Source organism: Porphyromonas sp. C0041D3 (genome assembly GCF_056590575.1).
This window is the reverse complement of the sequence record NZ_JBWPWJ010000002.1, coordinates 267,889-287,947: the sequence shown is the minus strand read 5'-3', so window position 1 is coordinate 287,947 and position 20,059 is coordinate 267,889. Positions and strand designations below refer to the sequence as shown.

Below are 20,059 nucleotides of genomic sequence, written 5' to 3'. Positions count from 1 at the left end.
TCTTATTTTCTCTTTCGCCATCCCGAGCCTCTCAATCCCACGTAGGTGAGGGGTAAGGGGGCTCCAGGAGACAAGTGTAAGTTATTTCGATAGGAGCGCTCCAGCTCTACTATTCGTCGGGGCGTCCAGAGACCACCAGAGGAGAGGCTATTGGTGCCAGTGTCGCGCAGGTGGCGCAGTAGTCGGATAAGGGTGGGGAAGTGGAGCGTCCGGCGCTGCTCGACCAGCCGGATCTCCTCGAAGCCTGTTTCCTCCATAGCTCGCCCGATCTCATAACGAGACGGGTAGCGAAGCCCAGCCCCGCTGACTGCAGTAAGCTCCTGCAGGTTGCCAGGTAAAAAAGTGCTGAATAGTAGCTGTCCACCATCTGCTAAGGCCTCATAAGCCTTGGGGAAGAAAGCGAGCGGATCCTCCCACCACTGGATGCAGGAAGCGGAGGCGACCACATCGCACTCTCCCGGCCAGTCTATGACCTCAGCGTCACCGGGGAAGAAGAGAGCGTTGTCCGCCACCTTCTCTCTCAGAGGAGTCTCCATATCGGGTGAGAGATCGTTGCAGACTAGGTGGCAGTGCGGTAGCCTCGCTTGAAGTAGCTCTGAGAGTAGACCCGTCCCACAGCCTATCTCCAGTACCGTCCCGCACTCTATCGGCTCAAGCATCTGAATTAGCTCCTCAGCTATGCTACGCTGTATCACACCACCAGCCTCGTAAGTCGGTATGCATCTGGAGAAGTGGTTGGCAATATTCTGCTTCTGTGCGGTTAGCAATTGAGTAGGTCTCTCCATGACTTGAAGTGGTTTCCGAAGACCAAGTGTGGTGCTGATGGTAAAGTGGTGACCGCGATGCCTCTCTCCGTCCAAAATAATCGCTGTCCGGCAGGAGGTATCACCAGGTCCCTCTCACCGATGAGGGCCTTAGTCCATGGCACTCGGCAGCTTGTAATAGACCCTCCAAGCTTCTCTACTCGTTGTAATTCTTCTCGGTAGACGAGAGTCCCGCGGTGACCCGGCAGGGCGAGGAAGTGTGATGTCTCCTTGCTGGAGAGACACATCTGACGGACGAAGTGGTGATACATCTCTTCATCCAATGACGATGCCATCTGTCGGTAGTCTGCTTCCCTGATACCATAGCGGTCGGAGATCAGGGCAGGAGTGCCACAGACGGCAATCGCTTTTTCCGGGGATGGGTAGCAGTCTCGATAGTACTCTGCTGCCCACACGCCCATACTCCATGCGACGACGTAGAGCCTGCTGTAGTGTGTCAGGTCCGGCCACTGTACAGCGTCTCCGCTATAGTCCGATACTGACACGAGCGTCCACTCAGCGGGTAGCTCCATTCTATCAATGAGTGACAGCGGAGCACCCCAGCCACTGAAGTAGAGGAGGGCGGTCCCCGATGCTGTCCCCCGATGCCTAATCCCTACATCCATCGCTTCATCACCTCCGCTATGTGATCGATCTCCTCGGCATTCATCGCGCTTGTGAGCGATAGCCTGAGACGTTCTGTCCCGGCCGGTACTGTGGGCTTCCTGATCGGTCGTACGTAGAGTCCCTGCCGCCTAAAGTCCTCGGCCGCCTCTGCCACCCGCTCCTCTCCGGGGACGACCAAGCTGATGATCTGACTCTCAGGTGTACGTCCGACCCGACCTCCCAGTCGTCGGATCATCTCTTGCAGGTGCTGACGCCGATCCTCCATTTCTCTTACTTTCCTTAGGAGAAAAAGGGTCCACCCGATCATTATTGGGGGTAAGGCTGTGGTGTAGATCAGAGGTCGAGCCTGTGAGACGAGGAGCTCCCTTAGGCTCTCAGACTGTAGAGAAAAAGCGCCCACTGAGCCGAGTGCCTTCCCCAGAGTACCAAGCATTACATCGACTCCGCTGACGAGCCCCTTCTCCCGGCAGATCCCCAGACCACCTCCTCGGACGCCGACTGAGTGTGCCTCGTCGACGTAAAGACACATAGAGGGAAAGTCTCGCTTCAGTGCTACGATCTCCTCAAGTGGAGCTTCGTCTCCGTCCATACTGTAGACGCTCTCTACCAAGACCCAGATGTGGCGGTACTCACCCTCGTTTCTCTCCAATAAATTTCTCAGCCGGGACAAGTCGTTGTGATCGAAGCGGGAAAATCTACAGCCAGATAGTCTCAGCCCCTCCACCATGCTGGCATGGATCTGTCTGTCGGCGAGGAAGAGCGTTTCCCCATCGACGAGTGTGGGGATGATACCGCTATTGGCATCGTAGCCGCTCGTCCACACGAGTGCTGAGGGGACCTGATAGGCTGACGAGAGGTACTGCTCAAGATCATCGTAGGATGGGTCATTGCCTGTCAGCAGACGAGAGGAGGCGCTGCTCATCAGTGGGGAGTACTCGGGTGCCTCTCTGTATTCCACGACTAGGTCGGGGATCTGCTGAAGTCCGAGGTAGTCGTTGCTGCTTAAGTTGAGCAGCCTCTCTCCGTCCAGCACGAGGTATTTTCCGTCTCTCTCAAAGTGTGGAAGTGTTCTGTATGTGCCACCGGCGATGAGCCTCTGTAGTTTCTCCCTATACTCGATCATCTGTCATACGCTCTGAGTACGTGAGAGAGACCATCGATGAGTCGATCAAGCTGGTCGTCTGTGATCGCCATAAACTGCGGCTCCAAGTAAACCAATCTTCCGAAAGGTCTCACCCAGATGCCTTCCCTCACGAAGTCAGGGATCAGCCGCTCCATATCCACAGGCTCCTTCATCTCCACCACTCCGATCGCCCCTAAGCAGCGCACCTCGCGTACACCACTCAGCTCCTGAAGTGGGGTGAGCCCCTCTCTCATCTTCTGCTCGATATACCGCACACGCCCTCTCCAGTCTTGGCTAAGGAGGAGTTCGATGGAAGCCTTGCTCACGGCGCACGCCATAGGATTGGCCATAAAGGTAGGTCCGTGCATGAAGCAGCCTGCCTCTCCACTGCAAATGGTGTCTGCGATCTCTTGCGTCGTCACCGTACAGGCGAGGGTCATGTAGCCTCCGGTCATCGCCTTCCCGATCGTAATGATATCGGGCTTGATATCGGTGAAGTAGGTTGCCAGCAGCTCCCCAGTCCTCCCGAATCCGGTTGCTATCTCGTCGAAGATCAGCAGCAGGTCGTACTCATCACAGAGTGCCCTCAGCCCCTCGAGGTACTTGGGGTGGTAAAAGTACATGCCGCCTGCGCCCTGCACGATTGGCTCCACGATGATCCCAGCTAGCTCGTCCCTATGCACCGCGACCAGCTCCCTCATCGGCCTGAGGTCGTCCGGATCCCATTCGGTCCCAAAGGCGCATCTCGGCTGAGGGGCAAAGTAATGAGCCGGCAGGGTGCCACTAAAGAGACTGTGCATACTGGTGACCGGGTCGCAGACAGACATCGCATGCCAAGTATCCCCATGATAGCCCCTGCTTATGGTAGCGAAGTGGGTGTGCCCCCGCCGCCCTCGGGCCAGCTGGTACTGGATCGCCATCTTAAGTGCCACCTCGACCGATACGGAGCCACTATCGGAGTAGAAGAGTCGGTCCATGCCCTCGGGAAGGATCCTCTCGACAAGCAACTTCCCCAGCTCCACAGCAGGGCGATGTGTGAAGCCCCCAAACATTATGTGAGCTAAGTGCTCTGCCTGCTCCGTGATGGCGCTCGTGAGGACAGGGTGGCTGTACCCGTGAATCGCACACCACCATGAGCTCATCCCATCGATCAGCTCCCTGCCGTCCTCAAGGGTGATGACACAGCCCTTGGCTGAGGCGACAGGATAGGTCTGCTGGGGATGAGTGGTGGAGGTGTAGGGGTGCCAGAGATGGGTTCGGTCCCACTCCAGTAGTTCGTCAGTCGTCATGAGATATTGTGATCCTTGCATTGTGGCAGCAAAGGTACCCAATCCCTCCCTCAATTGTCAGCAGACTTCTTCCCACCGACCAAGTGCACATGGGACCACTTGATGACCTCAAGACCCTCCCCTTCTCCCTCCTATGACAGATGCATCGAGTGAGGTAAGAAGAGGGTTTCAAACCCTCAGAGGCTCTCTAGAGTATCCGTTTTGCTGGCACAATTACTGAGTATTTCATAAGAGAAATGGTGTTACCCATCTCAGGGAAGGCACACGAATTACGTCCAAAAGGGGCAACGAACCCACCGAATTCTTTACCCCTTTGTCCGCACATCAAGACCTGCTGTGTAATCTAATCCTCGCACCCGCGAGGGGTTCGACAGGTAGTCAAGAGCAAGACGGGCAGAGCGATGTAGTTTCAATTCACGCACCCGCGAGGGGTGCGACCTCTCGGGGAGGTGCACCGGGAGGTGGAGGAGGCGTTTCAATTCACGCACCCGCGAGGGGTGCGACCAACAGCCACTAAAGGGATTCGTGTGGGCACGGAGTTTCAATTCACGCACCCGCGAGGGGTGCGACACTCCGTCTTTTGGGCACGTGCTGACCTCGAGATGTTTCAATTCACGCACCCGCGAGGGGTGCGACGCGCCATCCCTCAGCCCCCATTTGTACGTGATGTGGTTTCAATTCACGCACCCGCGAGGGGTGCGACATCTCCCGAGAGAGGGTGTCGAAGTAGGAGGAGAAGTTTCAATTCACGCACCCGCGAGGGGTGCGACAGGACGTGCGGGCTGGCTACATCAGAGTTTATAGGTTTCAATTCACGCACCCGCGAGGGGTGCGACAGTCGTAGCCGAGGTTTGTCGGCAGGTCTGCGCCGTTTCAATTCACGCACCCGCGAGGGGTGCGACAGCGCATCTTGACTTGCCCATTTCGCTTATGGAGTTTCAATTCACGCACCCGCGAGGGGTGCGACCTATATTGGTTGTTGTTGTCCATTGCAGTTGTCTGTTTCAATTCACGCACCCGCGAGGGGTGCGACTATGACCAAATAAACTACCGATTTGCCTACAATGGTTTCAATTCACGCACCCGCGAGGGGTGCGACCGTCATCTACTCCAAGGGTAATGGCAAGATCCGCGTTTCAATTCACGCACCCGCGAGGGGTGCGACAGAGTGTCCTCGGGACGCTTTTTAGCTCCTTGCAGTTTCAATTCACGCACCCGCGAGGGGTGCGACGGCACCGTCTCGGAGGTGGTCACCGTCTCGGAGGAGTTTCAATTCACGCACCCGCGAGGGGTGCGACAAAGGGAGGTCAGCCAATCGGAGACAGAGCAGCTGTTTCAATTCACGCACCCGCGAGGGGTGCGACGTAAGCCCTGCGCTGACGTCAGGGCGTGGGCGAAAGTTTCAATTCACGCACCCGCGAGGGGTGCGACAAGGTATTGCAGGCGTGTTGCTCCACAAGGTTGAGTTTCAATTCACGCACCCGCGAGGGGTGCGACGTAGGGATAACATTAAGTGGTTGGTATCTCAGTCGTTTCAATTCACGCACCCGCGAGGGGTGCGACTCCCCTCGTACTATTTCATGCGGTCCCTTATAAGTTTCAATTCACGCACCCGCGAGGGGTGCGACTAGGGGGGTATAATTGTTTGTAAGCCAATCGGTTGTTTCAATTCACGCACCCGCGAGGGGTGCGACACGTCCAACTCAGGCAGGATTTTAATGGCAACCAGTTTCAATTCACGCACCCGCGAGGGGTGCGACGGCGGTCGGGCATTCCTCCCAGCTCGTAGGGCAGTTTCAATTCACGCACCCGCGAGGGGTGCGACCGCCCCCAGTCATTCTTACACAAAAGTTAATTTTTGTTTCAATTCACGCACCCGCGAGGGGTGCGACGGGTCAAGTGCAACCCAAATATGGGTGTGTCCGTGTTTCAATTCACGCACCCGCGAGGGGTGCGACAGGAAGTCGATGTTTACAGACTCCATAACAATTAGGTTTCAATTCACGCACCCGCGAGGGGTGCGACTCTGAGCTATATTGAAGACGCTTGCAGCTTTGGCGTTTCAATTCACGCACCCGCGAGGGGTGCGACCTCCTCAAGGCTCTCGTACAGCACCCGATCATGAGTTTCAATTCACGCACCCGCGAGGGGTGCGACCTAATGTTAAGATCTATCTTGTGCTCGATCGCAGGTTTCAATTCACGCACCCGCGAGGGGTGCGACTGCGTGGCGTTGATCATTACCCCGGCTCCACACTCGTTTCAATTCACGCACCCGCGAGGGGTGCGACGACACCTCCTCCACCTCCTCACCGTCGGGGTCGACGTTTCAATTCACGCACCCGCGAGGGGTGCGACTCGGGGGCCCGTCGGGAGGCACTCGATCGCCAGTCGTTTCAATTCACGCACCCGCGAGGGGTGCGACACTGCAGGAATGGGGAGGTGGCTGTGGGGCTACCTCTACAGACCTGCTTTAGCGAAGGTACTCAAATTATCCCTTCTGTCCGGTGCTTCTGGCACCTAAAATCTTATAATCGTATGTCTATGAGCGCTTGCGAGTGCCTCGCTAATAGTTGATCGCTTCACCCTCGCAGCTTACGATCAGCCCTTAGGTCATATGATCAGCTCTCCCTCCGCCTCGTAACTTGTCTTCCTCCCATAGCTCTCTATGTGGGCCTTGTAGTCCTTCCCAAGGTGATAGATCCGCAGGCTATCCCGTGTCTCATCGATGATGCTGACTAACCTCTCTATCAGGACGACCTTCTGAGCCGGGTCTACCAGACACTCAAAGACCGAGTTTTGCACCCTCTGACCATAGTCTTGGCAGGTCTTTGCCACTTGACGCAGTCTCCTCCGTCCCGCAGCATCTGTGGTGCTGACATCGTATGTGATAAGGATATACATAGGCTTAGGTCATGAGGAAGGCGGGGTAATCATCGATCTCACCTCGCAGATATCTGGCGAGGAGCGTCGCCTGAATGTAGGGCAGCAGACCGATCGGCATCTTCTCTCCGAGGTAGGGGTGAGTGATCTCTGTCCGCTTACGCTTCTGCCACTCGGTGAGCAGTTCCTTTCGCTTCTCGTCCTTGAGGAGATACCCATTCTCCCCCTGTACGATAAAGTCCCAAGGGGATACCTGTCGGTTGTTGATCAAGGAAAGGACAAATCGGTCCACAAGGTAGACCCTCATCTCCTCCATCAGGTCCAGCGCCAGTGCAGGTCTGCCAGGTCTGTCACTATGGAGAAATCCCACATAAGGATCCAGCCCTACTGTCTCGAGGGCACTCCTCACATCGGAGGCGAGTAGGGTGTAGAAAAAGGAGAGCAGGGCATTCACCTCATCCTTAGGCGGTCGCTTGCTTCTCTCGCTAAAGGTAAATCGGTCATTTAGAATAAGATGACGGAAGACCCCAAAGTATAGTCGTGCAGCATTGCCCTCCGCCCCCATGATCGAGTCTCGGGAAGACAGTCGAGGAAGGTCCGATACGGTCTTGCGCAGCTCACGCAGGACACGACGGACCTCATCGAGCGTCTCTCCCTCAGGCCTGTGGTCTCTGCAGAAGCGCGACAGAGCCGCACGACCATTGTAGACCTTGCCGGCAATGAATCGAGACGCTATGTGCGCAGCGCTACCCTCATCGTCCGCCACACGATACTGGGTTCGTCGTAGCAGCACATTCCCCCTTATCGGTCCGGATATGGAGGCGATGAACTGACCGTGAGGGGTCAGGAAAGAGAGGGCTACATGGTTGTCCACACAGAGCTTCATCACCCCTGGTGAGGCGCCCATATAATTGAAGCAGACAATGCTCTCCAGATTCATAATCGGGATCCGGAAGGTTTCCTTGTCTTCCCTAAGGATCACCACATTGAGCCCATCCTTACGGATATAGACGTCAGGTGTGAGTACGTAAAGGGTATTTAGGAGAGGTCTCATGGGAGGTGGATATGGTGAGTGCGGTAGTAGGTGCGTACATCAGTCCGCTGTGACAGCTCCGGTAGGCAGAGATCGTGGAGCGAGCATCGTCGGCACCTCTGGTCATAGATAGGCGGAGCGGTGCCTCCCACCTCTGTGAGACGATGCATCTCCCTCACCGTCTCCACCAGCTCCGACCTCAGGGTCTCAGTGAGTGGCACCTCGAGTCGATGCTTGGTCTCTCCATAGTAGAGGTAGCCGATCGGTATGGAGATGCCATACATCTCCTCCAGGCAGAGGGCCTCAGCGCAGAGCTGCAGCTTGTCTGCGTTGTGTCGCTTGGGTCGGCCTCTCTTGTACTCCACAGGTGTCGCCTGCCATCGACCTGGGTAGCGAGGGTGACGAAGGTAGGTCTCCCCCTCGGTCGGGGTTAGCTCCACGATGTCGGAGACTCCATATAGCCCTAGCCTATGTGAGACCAGAGGTACACTCCTCAGGGTGATCGTCTCCCCTCTCTGCTGCGGCAGATCGGGGTCGTCCACGCGATGATGAAGGATCTGCCCGAGGGCTGTGAGGTCATTGTCCTGCCACTCCATCTCCATATGGATCAGTTGCCACTGCCGGGGGCAGAAGACATAGTGCTGGATGGCGGAGATCATCAGACAGTCCTCGTCGGAGTAGAGGAAGGTTGGTGAGTGCATTTGGGAACCAAGAGTAATGGACTGTGGCTGAGGGGCAATTCTTTTACCGATATTAGAGAAATCTTTTATCGGTAAAAGAATCTCCTAATACCGGTATTAGTCGGCGCTTATACCGATATTAGTCTGAGCCGACCAACGGAAAAAATTAGATACCCCCTGCACGATCCTTCCTCGAGTGAGTGGAGACGGGAGTGCAGGGGGTGTCATAGTTGGTCGTCAGTAATTAGTGAAGAGGGCTTTACTAAGCATCTATCTCACGGATCAGCGTGATGCCCTCCGGCATATTGCTGTCATCAATAGTCACTCTGTAGTCGGCGAAGGACCTCGGGAGGTCAGTCTGTCTCTCCACCCTGATCCTGTCGAAGAGCTCCTGTGCCGAGGCATTGCCCAGCTTCGATTCGTGACGGAAGATGTAGAGACCTCTCGGTCCCATCAGCCCGCGAGACGAGGAGCGGTCGACATCAAACATCCGGTGGAGTGCCTCCCAGAAGAGTGCCAGGTCGTCCTCAGTAAATCCTGTCTTCTGAGCAAAAGCGGGGGTGACGAAGCCGTGGCAGAGATAAAGTCCGTAAGGCACCGTCGCCTTACGCCCCATGGTCCGGTTTCCACCGCCATCATCTGCGGCTTCGTTTGTCTTAGCCTCCTTGGCGTCGGTAGCAGCCATGCGCGTGATGGTATGCTCGCTGGAGGTGATGGGGTCAATGGACCGAGAGAAGGTCATCTGTACCGCTCCACGGACCTGACCGGCATTGGCTCCGGTGGTGAGGACAGCGCCGAAGGTGCGGATGTCGTAGTATCTCCGGCACATGATCTCCTGGGACTTCTGCCGGTCCTGTGCGTTCTTCGTCTGCTTGTCCTCGGTTACCTGCTTGACCGCATCTGCGATGGCGTCATTGAGGATCGCATTTTCCATCACAAAGATGTCGTGTGTGCCGTCTCTCAGCTCCTCACGCTCCTCGGAGGCAAGGAGGACATAGTTACGGACCTTGCGCTTGAGGCAGACGTCGGTGACCAGCCCGTGACCGGTCTCGATGTCGATCCGAGGGAGGTTGCCGGTGTCGGGGTCACCATTGGGGTTGCCGTCCGTGACGTCAAAGAGGTAGACGAAGTCGTACCTGTTTTTTACTGGTTCTTTCGTTGACATAATGATTAGTCTTCTGATGAGTTATTATCTATTGCTTCTTTTTCTTCCTTGGATGAGTAGTGGTACTGCTTCTGTTGGTAGTAGCCGAGGCTGAAGTATCCCTGCTCCTCCAGTGTGAAGTGCGTGGGATAGGGGGTCTCATCACCGCCCAATAATGCCATGATCTCGTCCAGCTGCTTGACACAGCTATTGTAGAGCTTGGGATTATCCCGCTTCGCCTTCTTCTGGTGGTGTATGGAGAGCCTGATGAGGTATGGGAAGACAGCTGCCGGAGAGGTCATAGCGTTGCCGAAGTAGCTGTCGGTGATGGTCGCCTTACTATTGGCGATCTGCTGGAGAGACTCGAGTACGGCGAAGAGCCGTCCGGCGAGATATCCCTTGTTGGTTTGGTTTTTGTCGAGTGACATAGTGATTATATTTTCTTCTGTATGATGCTTGTACCGGTAGTCTCTGTTGATGTAGCCCTTGATGTAGGCAGCACGCAGCTCGGAGACGTTTCTCTCAGCCTTGATGCGCTGTAGGCAGGAGGTGTAGAGGTCCGTCGGGTAGGGCGCTCCGGTGGTGATGCTCCTGACGAGTGCCTCGATGGGGCGCTTGGGCCACTTATCTGCCTTGAGCGCAGCGGGCATGAGTGCCCCGACGAGTGCGTAGAGAGAGGGTATGGCAGGGTCATCGTCCATCCTCTTCACCTCTCTCCCGTAGATCTTGAGGTCCTCGAGGTGCTGGAGAGTATGGGCAAAGATCTCCCGTATCGTCCCCTCAACGAAGAGCTTGACCGATATCCGACCTCTCCCCGGCTCCAGGGCGAGGAGGTAAAAGCGCTCCTCTGACTCACGCTGTAGTAGTGCATTCTTATCTCCTCTAATGGCTCGAAGGGTGCTCAGCACCTTCTTGCACTTCGCTCGGTCAATCTGTAAGGGAGTTTTCCCCTTGCGCTTGGTAGGCTTCCCCTTCTTGCCGTCTCCCTCCAGAGGAGCCAAAGGCGGACTAAAAGTGACAGACTTGAAATCACCGGCAAGCTTGTCCTCGTCTGTATGGCTGGTCCAGAAGACATAGGTGATGCCGGCGAGGAAGTAATTGGTGTCCTTGTCCTTACCAAGCAGATCGTTGAGTGCACTGGCGTATCCCTCAGCGGCTTGCGGTGAGACAGGAGCATTGTATGCCTGAGACTTGCCGTAGGAGTCGTATCCGCTATTGACCTGAAAATTGACGAGCGAGAGTGGCATCCCGCTCAGCTTGATCCCCGGGTGAAGCCTGGAGATGGGACCCTTGCGTCCCGTGATCAGGCAGATAGCCTCCTCACCATCAGTCTGACCAGCGTAGTAGTGAGCACTCTGGTAGTCCCTGAGATCCTGCTCATCGGTGACGAGTCGGTCACTGTCTCCGGGGAAGGAAACGAGGAAGGTCATGTTTGCTCCCGGCTTCTTGGTGATGGCAGTTACCTTATCTTCGTCCTGTGTGATCTTGAGGTACTCCTCCTTATCGTAGAAGGCTTTCACCGCCTGGAAGACCGGGTTGGATGGAAACTTCTCGGCAAACTGCCTGACTTGCTCCACAAAGGCATCCATCTGTCTCCTTGACTTTGCGCACTCTTTCTCGCTCTCTTTCTTGGCGAGACCCAGCACGTAGCCGTAGTGATCCCAGAAGAGATTGGGAGACACACCGGAGGTCCTGGTCACGGGAGTGGGGATAACATGAGACTCCCCTTGCTGCTTAACCCCATCCTCAAGTCCCTTTACCAGCACCAAGCTCCCAGCCGGGTCGATTACGATGATGAGGGGGATCTCTTTCTTGACAAAGCCGTCCGGCAGCTTCTCCCCCAGCGCTTTGTCCCTCTCGTATAGTGACTGTAGTATCATCGCAGTATCTCTTCGCTATCGGATTTCGGGACCTCGATCACACCGTGATCCATCCTGGCGCGGAAAAACATCGCCTCGGGGCTCTTCGGATTGCTCTCAAAGTCCATGTCATACAGCATCAGCCCGAGATCCCTGGTCTCATCAATGCCCTCGCTGTGAGGGGCATCGGGTATGTAACTGAAGTGGCAGCTGAACTCCCGGCACCCTAAGTAGGGCATCGAGAAGCACTGCCCTCTGGAGGCACGTCGCTCAAACATCCCCTGGTACTTGCCGGGGCACTCGGACTCCTTCTCGACCTCGCTCCGTGACTCAAAGTCTCGCCTCGCCTCCTCGGAGCGGTCGGAGACGGGGATGAAGACCTGCCGCGCAAAGATCCTGTACTCTACGTCCCTGAGGATGTAGGAGGTCCTCTGCTGACGGGCTTCCTCGATAAGTATCTCCTTGCCACCGGAGCGTGCCAGCGCTCCCACCTCGTTGCGCTTGACGGAGATGTGTCTGATCGGCTTCCGCACTTCAATGCGGCTCACCTCCCAGCGTATGGCCGGCTTCCAGAGGATGGCTTGGAAGATATTGCGTGCTGCCGAGGGGGTGATCACGTCATAGCTGACGCGCTCCACCTTCAGCTCCGGGCGGGTGAAGCAGGCGAAGTCCCCACTCAGCTCGAGGCAATACTCCTTGGACATTGGTTTTTCTGTCATAGATAGTCATATTGTGATTAGTGTTATTCTCTTACGCGGTCTGTGTTTCCTCAACCCAGTGGTTGGAGATGACTACTCCGGCTACACTATCGTAGCAGTTGTCGTCCACCAAGACCGAGATGAAGTCCTCGCCCCACGGGATCTGCTCAATATTGCCGTGGCCGAGTAGGGTGGTGTAGTCTCCCTGTCGGAGGGAGACGCTGTACTCCTGCATCCGGTGGTAGTCCTCCCGTGAGAGGATCTCATGGTTGCGGATCTTCCTCACGAGCGCCTTGCCCTCCTCCATATAGGGAACGATGACAGGGAAGGTCCCCTTGTCATCGATGAGCTTGAAGCGCTCAGCCGCGGACTCAAAATTAATGTCCTCAGGGTCGTCTGTCAGATCTTTTCCAATCCCCTCTGTGTCAAAGTCTGGGATATCCCTAAAGTACAGGCGGTAATACTTGGCGATCACCTCAGGATCGGTCGGGTCGGCTATTTTATTGGATAGCTTGTGAAGCAGCATCTTGGTTGCATTGCAGCCTCGGGCGATATTGCCAAAGGACTTACTGCCATCAGTGAGGCTAAAGACAAAAACCTGTCCGCGCTGCTCCATTTTTCCCTCACGATTGCACCGGCCGCCCGCCTGTATGATCGAGCCGAGTCCGGCATAGGCTCTCCAGACGCAGGGGAAGTCGAGGTCAACCCCTGCCTCAATGAGTTGCGTAGAGATGACCTTAGTCGGCTCCCCCTCTCTCATACGCTCCTTGATTGTCTCGATCGCCCTTCGTAGGTGTGCAGAGCACATTGATCGCGAGAGGTGGATCACCTCGTCTGCCTTGACCTTAGGTATATCTCTAAGGGCGCGGTACACTTGACCGGCGTCCTTTCGGCTATTGACAACGCAGAGGACGGAGTGCTCTGCAGCCAGTCTCTCGGCCAGCTCCTGCGAAGTCACCGTCTGAGGCTCCAAGTGGTAGTCGACACGGTCAAATGGGACAAAGTACCTCGCCTCTCTCGTCACCAGATCGCCCTTGGTGTCAAGGGGGATGTAGTAGTCTTCCCCATCATTGGGCGAACACAAGTCCTCGTCGTATACCGGCTGAGTGGCACTGCAGCAGAGTATGGAGCAGTGAAATGCCCCGGAGAGCGTACTTATGGCTGAGAGTATGGGACTCAGGAAGCCCTCCGGAAGAGCCTGCACCTCATCCATAACGATGACAGAGTTGGCGATGCTGTGCACCTTACGACACTTGGCCGGCTTGGAGGCAAAGAGGCTCTCGAAAAACTGGACATTCGTCGTCAGGATGATGGGGGCATCCCAATTCTCAGTGAGGAATTTCAGCCGGGACATCTGCTCATCGCTATTATCATCCTCGGTCTGCTGCTCCACCACGACCTCGGAGTGGTGCTCCAGGATATTCTCTTCGCCAAAGATTTCTCTGAAGACCATCGCTGTCTGAGTGATGATTGAGGTGTAGGGGATGACGTAGATGATCCGGTCGTGATGGTTACGGATCGCCATCTCAAGCGCCCACGCCATGGAGGAGATGGTCTTACCCGCCCCGGTGGGGAGCGAGAGGGTGTAGATGCCGGGATCACTCTCTGCACCGTGGGTCCGGCAACTCTCTAAGAAGTATGCTCGCGCCCGATTGACAGGCGTGTCGGGGGCAGACCTAAAGCTCTCTGTCTTCGCTCTCAATCGCTCTCGGAGGGTAATTAGTGAAGCGTAGTTGCCCTTTATCCGTAATCTCTCCGCACTGAGATCCGGAGTCATAAATCGCTCGGTGTCCAGCCGGTCAGCGTCCACAAGTGCGGAGAAGAGCATGCGGATCGTCATCTGGAGATCGTTAGGCTTGTCCACATCGTCACAATCGGTCGTCCCGAGATTCTCAACGCTTGTGAGCTTCTCACACGCATCGCACCACCTCTTGTGCTCTCCGTGGCGTAGCCGTCTCTCCATTTCATTATGATCGTAGAGTCCACGATGATGCCCGCTGATGCAGTAGGCAAGAGTCTCTGCAATCATGGGGTCGTCAAAAAGTCGCCTTGCCTCTATGGCACCCACTATGGCGTGCGGTGCCTTGGGGAGTACCTTGCCGGATTGGTTAGCTCCGGAGGCAGCGAGGATGTATCTCTGGAAGTCCGGTCGGTACTTTCCGAAGTCGTGAAGTAGACCGGCGTTGTAAGCTAAGTCTTTCAGCCCACAGGAGTCCTCATCCTCGTAGATCAGCTCTCGTGCCAGCCTTGCCACGTTAAGGCAATGATCCTCAATGCTTTGCTCTGCAAAGCATCCCTTTTCCTCTTCCCGGATATGAGCTAAATGTATTTCCATCTATAGCATATTAAAGGTCACTTGATAAATCTACCACTATTTTTGATGTGTGCAAGGATTTTCTTACTCATATTTCATTTGCAGGTTCTATCTGCTTTATTCACATGATCTCAATTGCCCGGATGTGGGTACATGGGATGGTGATGGTGTCAGGCATTAGGAGCGAGAGGGTGCCACGCTCATCGGCGTGACACCCTCTCGCTCCTTTAATTACTATAGGGAGACGACTTACCAGATCTCTACACGCTCCTCTGGAGCAATGTACATAGAGTCTCCCTCCTGGATACCGAATGCGGTGTAGAAGGTGTCGATGTTCTTCAGAGTCTGATTGACGCGGAATTTTCCGAGGCTGTGGACATCCGTCTTGGTACGACGGATGATCTCCTCCGGACGGATATTCTGTCCCCATACGCGGGCATAGCCGAGGTAGAATCTCTGGTCACGGCTGAGCCCGTCGATCTCCGGGTACTCCTTGCCCTCAGTGGCCTTGACCATAGCATCGTAGGCAACGAGGAGTCCGCCCTGGTCGGCGATGTTCTCTCCGAGAGTCATCTGACCATTGGCCATCAGCCCGGGCGCTACCTCTACGCGATCAAACTGAGCGGCGAGCTTCTGCGTGGCAGCGTCGAAGGTCTTCCGATCCTCTTCCGTCCACCAATTCTCCATATTGCCCTTAGCGTCGTAGTTGCAGCCTTGGTCGTCAAATCCGTGGGTCATCTCGTGACCAATCACAACGCCGATGGCGCCATAATTGACCGCATCGTCTGCATTGAGATTGAAGAAAGGTGGCTGCAGGATCCCTGCGGGGAAGCAGATCTCGTTGGTTGTCGGATTGTAGTAAGCATTCACCTGATGAGCATTCATCAGCCAACGGTTGCGATCGACAGGCTTCTCGAGGTCGGCGGTGTTGCGACGGGTGAGGAAGGCGCCTACTTCCTTGCTGTAGGCATAGAGCGACTCGTTGTTGGTATTCAGTTTCTCAAAGGTGAGCCACTTGTCGGGGTAGCCGATCTTGACGGTGAAGGCACCCAGCTTCTCCTGCGCCTTTTCCTTAGTTGCGGCGGTCATCCAGGAGAGGTTGTCGATGCGAGAGCTGAGAGCCGAGACCAGATTATTTACCAGCTCTGTCATACGCTCCTTCGCCTCCGGGGGGAAGTACTTGGCGACATACTGCTTGCCGATCACATCGCCGAGGCAGTTGTCCACGCGGTTGACGCCCAGCTTCCAGAGGGGCTTCATCTCCTCCTTGCCGGCGATTGACTTGCCGTGGAGTGCAAAGGCTGCCTCGCGGAAGTCGTTGCTGAGGAGATCGCTGGCACCATCAATGAGCTGTCCCTTGAGGAAAAGCTTCAGATCCTCCAGTGAGGTGGCAGCAAACCACTTGTCGAAGCGATCGAAGTAGTCCTTCTGTGCGACATTCAGCTCCTTGACCGACTCGTAACCCTCGCGACCATCGATGTAGCGCTTCCAGGGGAAAGTGTGCTGAGCATAGAAGTCCTCGAGAGACATTTTATTGTAATTCCGCTGGCTGTCTCTCAGCTCCACCATCGTGTAGAGGATCTTGGAGAGACCTTTCTCTAAGCCAAAGAGTCGATCAGCCTGTGCCGAAGCCTCCTCCATCCCCACGAGGTCAAAGACGCGGGTAAAGTAGGTGCGGTAGGCCTCCTGATTGCCCTTATAGGCGGCCTCATCAGAGTAGTAGTCCGGGACGCCCATCACGAGTCCCGCCTGATAGAGATTGAGGATATTGACGTCGCTGCTCTTCTCGTCCGCAGCGACAAAGGTGTTGAAGAAGGATCCACCGCCCTGGTTGTCAGACTTCGCCATGTAGTCAACGAGCGCATCCTTGTCGGCAAGAGCATCGATCTCTGCGAGGTCAGCGAGGATCGGCTTGGCTCCATCGGACTCCAGCTTAGCTGAGTCGGTGCTGAGTGCGTAGAGGAGGTACGCCTTGGCCTCATCCGTGCCCTCTGTGGCGTCCTTCAGGCTCTCGATGATCTCGTGTGCAGCCACCTCAGACTTGAGAGACAGCTCATCGAAAGCGCCAAAGCGAGAGTACTCGGGAGTGAGCGGATGAGCCTTCATCCAGCCACCATTGGCATAGAGGAAGAAATTCTCTCGCGGAGAGACCGTGCGGTCCATGGCGAGCGTGTCGATAGCCGGCACCTGGTCGGCTGCCGCGGTGTCTTCGGTCTTCTTGTTTCCGTCACAGCCGATGGCGCTGACAGCCAGAAGGGCCATCGCCACAGCGGACGGTACAATACCTTTTTTCATACAATGTAGTTATTTGTTGAGTGATTTTATTCTTTGGACAAAGGTAGGAAATTTTGTCTTTGGAGGTAATACCACTGTTGCCACCCCCGCTCGGCCTTTCTCATCCCTAATAATTAGATACAACTTTGATTGGAAGAGATGTGGAAAAGTGCTATCTTTGCACGCCGATTATTATCAAGAGGACGGATGTCGAGAGCTCTTGCTTATCCTCGAGGGGGGCTGCACGCCTACCATGATTAGCAAAGAGATGATTTTTCACAGGCGAGGACTCGCGAGACATCTACCGCTGGATATAACTCAATACTAATAAGTTACTGGTAAATGGATACTTTAAGTTATAAGACCATTTCTGCAAATAAGGCAACTGTCGAGGCTGAGTGGCTCCTTGTAGACGCCACGGGACTGCCTATCGGACGTCTCTGCAGCGAGATCGCTAAGTTGCTCAGAGGGAAGCATAAGCCTTCCTTCACTCCGCACGTTGATTGCGGTGATAATGTCGTTGTCATCAATGCTGACAAGGCCATTATGACCGGTAAGAAGTGGACTGACCGCGTCTATGTACGCTACACCCGCTATCCGGGTGGACAGCGTTTCTCTACTCCTAAGAGAGAGTTTGAGAAGGGCGGTGCTGATCGTCTCGTCCGTCGTATGGTCGCAGGTATGCTGCCTAAGAACCGTCTCGGCAAGACGCTGATCGATCACCTCTACATCTATGGAGGTGAGGAGCACGACAAGGCTGCTCAGAAGCCCCGCAAGATCGAATTCCCCAACCTTATAAGTAAGAGAAATAGCATAGCATGGAAGTAATCAATGCACTCGGCAGAAGAAAAGCATCTGTCGCCCGTGTCTATCTCAAGGAGGGCAGCGGGAAAATTATGATCAATAAGAAGGCTCTTGAGGACTTTTTCCCCAATCCCTTCCTCATCCGCATCGTGAGACAGCCTCTGGCTCTCCTCGGTGTGGAGGATCGCTACGACATCAATATCAATGTCAATGGCGGTGGCACGACCGGTCAGAGTGAGGCTTCGCGTCTCGGTATCGCTCGTGCTCTCGTCAAGGTCAATCCTGATGATAAGGCTGCTCTGCGTGCTGCAGGCTTTATGACTCGCGACGATCGTGTCGTTGAGCGTAAGAAGCCCGGTCAGCCCGGAGCTCGTCGTAAGTTCCAGTTCTCTAAGCGTTAACCTAATCGAGCAGTTCGCTGTAAGACTACGTTTAGCATCCAAGCCTGTGGGATGGGGCTGTATGGCCCCCTACTGCGCAGGCTGATCTCTTAAGATAATCAAGAAGAAAGTAAACGATATATGTCACAAATAACATTTGACCAATTGCTCGATGCAGGCGCACACTTCGGTCACCTTACCCGTAAGTGGAATCCTGCAATGGCTCCATACATCTTTATGGAGCAGAATGGCATCCATATCATCGATCTGCACAAGACTGTAGCAAAGATCGACGAGGCATGCGAGGCACTCAAGAAGTTTGCCCAGGAGGGTAAGACTGTCCTCTTTGTCGCTACCAAGAGATCGGCTCAGGAGTCGGTAGCGAGGCTTTGCGGAGAGGCAGGCGTCCCCTACGTCACCGAGCGTTGGCTAGGTGGTATGCTGACCAACTTCCCCACCATCCGTAAGACGGTCTCCAAGATGGATCGTATCGACAGGATGAAGGGGGATGGTGTCTTTGACAACCTCTCCAAGCGTGAGAAGCTACAGATCGATCGTCAGCGCGAGAAGCTGGAGAAGAACTTTGGCTCTATCGCCTCCATGAAGACTCTTCCGAGCGCTATCTTTGTCATTGACTCTGTGCGCGAGCATATTGCTGTGAAGGAGGCTCACCTGCTCGGTATCCCTGTCTTTGCTATCGCTGATACCAATGCGAACCCGCGTGATATCGACTTCCTGATCCCCGCCAATGACGACTCTCACGATGGCATCGAGCTGATCGTGGCTGCCGCCTGTGAGGCTATCAAGGAGGGCTCTCAGGAGCGCAAGATCCAGAATACGGATAATGCCGATAGGGATGGAGACTCTGAGGATGAGAATGGCGAGGGCCGTGGCCGTCGTCGTCGTCGTTTCTCAGGTGTACGCCGTGCAAAGGAAGAGGGCGATGAGAGTGGCGATCAGGAGACTGAAGCTACTCCCGATGAGATAGAGGGTGATAACGAGAGCGAGACTTCGACTGAGGAGTAAAGCATCTATCACCTACCCAATCTCCGTGAGGGTACGCCCACCGATGGCAGACTGCTATCGGTCTTTATGACACTAAGGCCCTCTTGCTTCCATCACATAAGAGGGGGACGCAAGAGGACCTTACTTTTTTTGTTTCAGACAAGCTAATAATCATAATAACTAAACTATACATACAACTATGGCTGTATCGATGAAGGACATCAAGGCACTGCGTGATCTTACCAATGCAGGTCTTGCTGATATCAAGAAGGCACTCCAGGAGGCTGAGGGTGATCACGACAAGGCTGTCGAGATCCTCCGCAAGCGCGGTCAGGCTATCGCTGCTAAGCGCTCTGAGCGCACCGCAGAGCAGGGCTGTGTGCTCGCCAAGTACGAGGATGGCTTTGCTGCCATCGTAGCTCTGAAGTGTGAGACTGACTTCGTCTCTGCGACCGATGGCTTCCGTGGCGTTACTGAGGGTATCCTTGATGTCGCTATGAAGAATAAGCCGAAGTCTCTTGAGGAGCTCCTCACTCTGACGATGGATAATGGTCATACGGTAGAGGCTGAGGTGACTCAGCAGTCTGGTGTGACGGGAGAGAAGGTAGAGCTCGGTCACTACGAGTTCATCGAGGCTCCTCACACCTATGGCTATATCCACCCCGGAAACATGCTGGCTGCCATTGCAGGATTTAACATTGAGCCCTCTGAGAAGATGGCGAATGAGATCTGTATGCAGATCGCCTCGATGAATCCTGTCGCTATTATGCCGGAGGGGGTGACCGAGGAGATCAGACAGCGTGAGCTCGAGATCGCTCGTGACAAGGCTCGTGAGCAGGGCAAGCCCGAGAACCTCCTCGATCGTATCGCTGAGGGCTCTCTCAATAAGTACTTCAAGGAGAATTGCCTCCTTATGCAGGAGTCTATCCTCGATAGTAAGAAGACTGTGGAGCAGATCCTCAAGTCTGAGAATAAGGAGCTCACTGTTGTTGACTTCAAGCGCGTCAATCTGAATAAGGACTAATTGCTTCGTCCAGTAGGAGGCATTCTCCGTATGTCGGAGTAGTCTCTTTCGCGTAGCTAAAGGGGGCTGTATCGCATATCCGCGGTACAGCCCCCTTAGTTGTTATAGTCTTGAGGAAAA

16 protein-coding genes and 1 CRISPR repeat array are annotated in these 20,059 nt (G+C 55.0%); of the genes, 4 read left to right on the top strand and 12 right to left on the bottom strand.

Annotation, left to right across the window (positions count from 1 at the left end):
* Positions 1–2 precede the first annotated feature (2 nt).
* The 12 genes from AC1EKE_RS02435 to AC1EKE_RS02380 form a co-directional block, all read right to left on the bottom strand.
* Positions 3–785 (bottom strand): methyltransferase domain-containing protein, encoded by a 783-nt coding sequence (locus AC1EKE_RS02435; protein ID WP_480307978.1) that lies wholly within the window; start codon positions 783–785, stop codon positions 3–5.
* A complete protein-coding gene (locus tag AC1EKE_RS02430; RefSeq protein WP_480307976.1) occupies positions 761–1,429 on the bottom strand; it encodes a pimeloyl-ACP methyl esterase BioG family protein in 669 nt (222 codons plus the stop codon). Before AC1EKE_RS02430 ends, AC1EKE_RS02435 begins: the two co-directional genes overlap by 25 nt.
* Positions 1,420–2,553, bottom strand: coding sequence for an aminotransferase class I/II-fold pyridoxal phosphate-dependent enzyme (locus tag AC1EKE_RS02425; protein ID WP_480307974.1), 1,134 nt, complete (start codon positions 2,551–2,553; stop codon positions 1,420–1,422). Before AC1EKE_RS02425 ends, AC1EKE_RS02430 begins: the two co-directional genes overlap by 10 nt.
* A complete protein-coding gene (gene bioA / locus AC1EKE_RS02420; RefSeq protein ID WP_480307972.1) occupies positions 2,550–3,842 on the bottom strand; it encodes an adenosylmethionine--8-amino-7-oxononanoate transaminase in 1,293 nt (430 codons plus the stop codon). Before bioA ends, AC1EKE_RS02425 begins: the two co-directional genes overlap by 4 nt.
* A 406-nt stretch (positions 3,843–4,248) precedes the next feature.
* A CRISPR array of direct repeats spans positions 4,249–6,266; the repeat unit is 32 nt; unit sequence GTTTCAATTCACGCACCCGCGAGGGGTGCGAC.
* Positions 6,267–6,454: 188 nt separating this feature from the next.
* The gene (cas2, locus tag AC1EKE_RS02415; RefSeq protein ID WP_480307970.1) at positions 6,455–6,745 is read right to left on the bottom strand and encodes a CRISPR-associated endonuclease Cas2; all 291 of its coding nucleotides are present in this window, start codon (positions 6,743–6,745) and stop codon (positions 6,455–6,457) included.
* A 4-nt stretch (positions 6,746–6,749) separates the two neighbouring features.
* Positions 6,750–7,778 (bottom strand): type I-C CRISPR-associated endonuclease Cas1c, encoded by a 1,029-nt coding sequence (gene cas1c, locus AC1EKE_RS02410; protein WP_480307968.1) that lies wholly within the window; start codon positions 7,776–7,778, stop codon positions 6,750–6,752.
* Entirely contained in the window at positions 7,775–8,458 is a 684-nt protein-coding gene (cas4, locus tag AC1EKE_RS02405) for a CRISPR-associated protein Cas4 (protein WP_480307966.1), read from the bottom strand. Before cas4 ends, cas1c begins: the two co-directional genes overlap by 4 nt.
* 241 nt (positions 8,459–8,699) lie before the next feature.
* Entirely contained in the window at positions 8,700–9,602 is a 903-nt protein-coding gene (cas7c, locus tag AC1EKE_RS02400) for a type I-C CRISPR-associated protein Cas7/Csd2 (protein ID WP_480307964.1), read from the bottom strand.
* 5 nt (positions 9,603–9,607) lie between these two features.
* Complete coding sequence (cas8c, locus tag AC1EKE_RS02395; protein ID WP_480307962.1) at positions 9,608–11,461, bottom strand: type I-C CRISPR-associated protein Cas8c/Csd1; 1,854 nt, start codon at positions 11,459–11,461, stop codon at positions 9,608–9,610.
* Positions 11,458–12,159, bottom strand: coding sequence for a type I-C CRISPR-associated protein Cas5c (gene cas5c / locus AC1EKE_RS02390; protein WP_480307961.1), 702 nt, complete (start codon positions 12,157–12,159; stop codon positions 11,458–11,460). Before cas5c ends, cas8c begins: the two co-directional genes overlap by 4 nt.
* Before the next feature lie 31 nt (positions 12,160–12,190).
* Positions 12,191–14,473: a CRISPR-associated helicase Cas3' gene (gene cas3 / locus AC1EKE_RS02385; RefSeq protein ID WP_480307959.1), complete on the bottom strand. Its 2,283-nt coding sequence runs from the start codon at positions 14,471–14,473 to the stop codon at positions 12,191–12,193.
* A gap of 228 nt (positions 14,474–14,701) precedes the next feature.
* Positions 14,702–16,747: a M13 family metallopeptidase gene (locus AC1EKE_RS02380; protein ID WP_480307957.1), complete on the bottom strand. Its 2,046-nt coding sequence runs from the start codon at positions 16,745–16,747 to the stop codon at positions 14,702–14,704.
* Positions 16,748–17,068: 321 nt separating this feature from the next.
* Here AC1EKE_RS02380 and rplM point away from each other — a divergent pair, with 321 nt between their 5' ends.
* From rplM to tsf, 4 genes are all read left to right on the top strand, one after another.
* Positions 17,069–17,554, top strand: coding sequence for a 50S ribosomal protein L13 (gene rplM, locus AC1EKE_RS02375; RefSeq protein WP_480307956.1), 486 nt, complete (start codon positions 17,069–17,071; stop codon positions 17,552–17,554).
* A complete protein-coding gene (rpsI, locus tag AC1EKE_RS02370) occupies positions 17,545–17,931 on the top strand; it encodes a 30S ribosomal protein S9 (RefSeq protein WP_070464696.1) in 387 nt (128 codons plus the stop codon). Before rplM ends, rpsI begins: the two co-directional genes overlap by 10 nt.
* Before the next feature lie 120 nt (positions 17,932–18,051).
* Positions 18,052–18,936: a 30S ribosomal protein S2 gene (rpsB, locus tag AC1EKE_RS02365; RefSeq protein WP_297126279.1), complete on the top strand. Its 885-nt coding sequence runs from the start codon at positions 18,052–18,054 to the stop codon at positions 18,934–18,936.
* A gap of 178 nt (positions 18,937–19,114) precedes the next feature.
* Positions 19,115–19,939, top strand: a complete 825-nt coding sequence (gene tsf / locus AC1EKE_RS02360; RefSeq protein WP_070464690.1) for a translation elongation factor Ts — start codon at positions 19,115–19,117, stop codon at positions 19,937–19,939.
* The last annotated feature ends 120 nt before the right edge of the window (positions 19,940–20,059 follow it).

Bases quoted from the DNA above. Each gene is read 5' to 3' on its own strand.
- cas1c (WP_480307968.1), bottom strand. From the start codon at position 7,778: ATGAGACCTCTCCTAAATACCCTTTACGTACTCACACCTGACGTCTAT.
- rpsI (WP_070464696.1), top strand. From the start codon at position 17,545: ATGGAAGTAATCAATGCACTCGGCAGAAGAAAAGCATCTGTCGCCCGT.
- cas8c (WP_480307962.1), bottom strand. From the start codon at position 11,461: ATGATACTACAGTCACTATACGAGAGGGACAAAGCGCTGGGGGAGAAG.
- AC1EKE_RS02380 (WP_480307957.1), bottom strand. From the start codon at position 16,747: ATGAAAAAAGGTATTGTACCGTCCGCTGTGGCGATGGCCCTTCTGGCT.
- cas2 (WP_480307970.1), bottom strand. From the start codon at position 6,745: ATGTATATCCTTATCACATACGATGTCAGCACCACAGATGCTGCGGGA.
- cas4 (WP_480307966.1), bottom strand. From the start codon at position 8,458: ATGCACTCACCAACCTTCCTCTACTCCGACGAGGACTGTCTGATGATC.
- rpsB (WP_297126279.1), top strand. From the start codon at position 18,052: ATGTCACAAATAACATTTGACCAATTGCTCGATGCAGGCGCACACTTC.
- AC1EKE_RS02425 (WP_480307974.1), bottom strand. From the start codon at position 2,553: ATGATCGAGTATAGGGAGAAACTACAGAGGCTCATCGCCGGTGGCACA.
- AC1EKE_RS02435 (WP_480307978.1), bottom strand. From the start codon at position 785: ATGGAGAGACCTACTCAATTGCTAACCGCACAGAAGCAGAATATTGCC.
- tsf (WP_070464690.1), top strand. From the start codon at position 19,115: ATGGCTGTATCGATGAAGGACATCAAGGCACTGCGTGATCTTACCAAT.
- cas7c (WP_480307964.1), bottom strand. From the start codon at position 9,602: ATGTCAACGAAAGAACCAGTAAAAAACAGGTACGACTTCGTCTACCTC.
- AC1EKE_RS02430 (WP_480307976.1), bottom strand. From the start codon at position 1,429: ATGGATGTAGGGATTAGGCATCGGGGGACAGCATCGGGGACCGCCCTC.
- cas3 (WP_480307959.1), bottom strand. From the start codon at position 14,473: ATGGAAATACATTTAGCTCATATCCGGGAAGAGGAAAAGGGATGCTTT.
- bioA (WP_480307972.1), bottom strand. From the start codon at position 3,842: ATGACGACTGACGAACTACTGGAGTGGGACCGAACCCATCTCTGGCAC.
- rplM (WP_480307956.1), top strand. From the start codon at position 17,069: ATGGATACTTTAAGTTATAAGACCATTTCTGCAAATAAGGCAACTGTC.
- cas5c (WP_480307961.1), bottom strand. From the start codon at position 12,159: ATGACAGAAAAACCAATGTCCAAGGAGTATTGCCTCGAGCTGAGTGGG.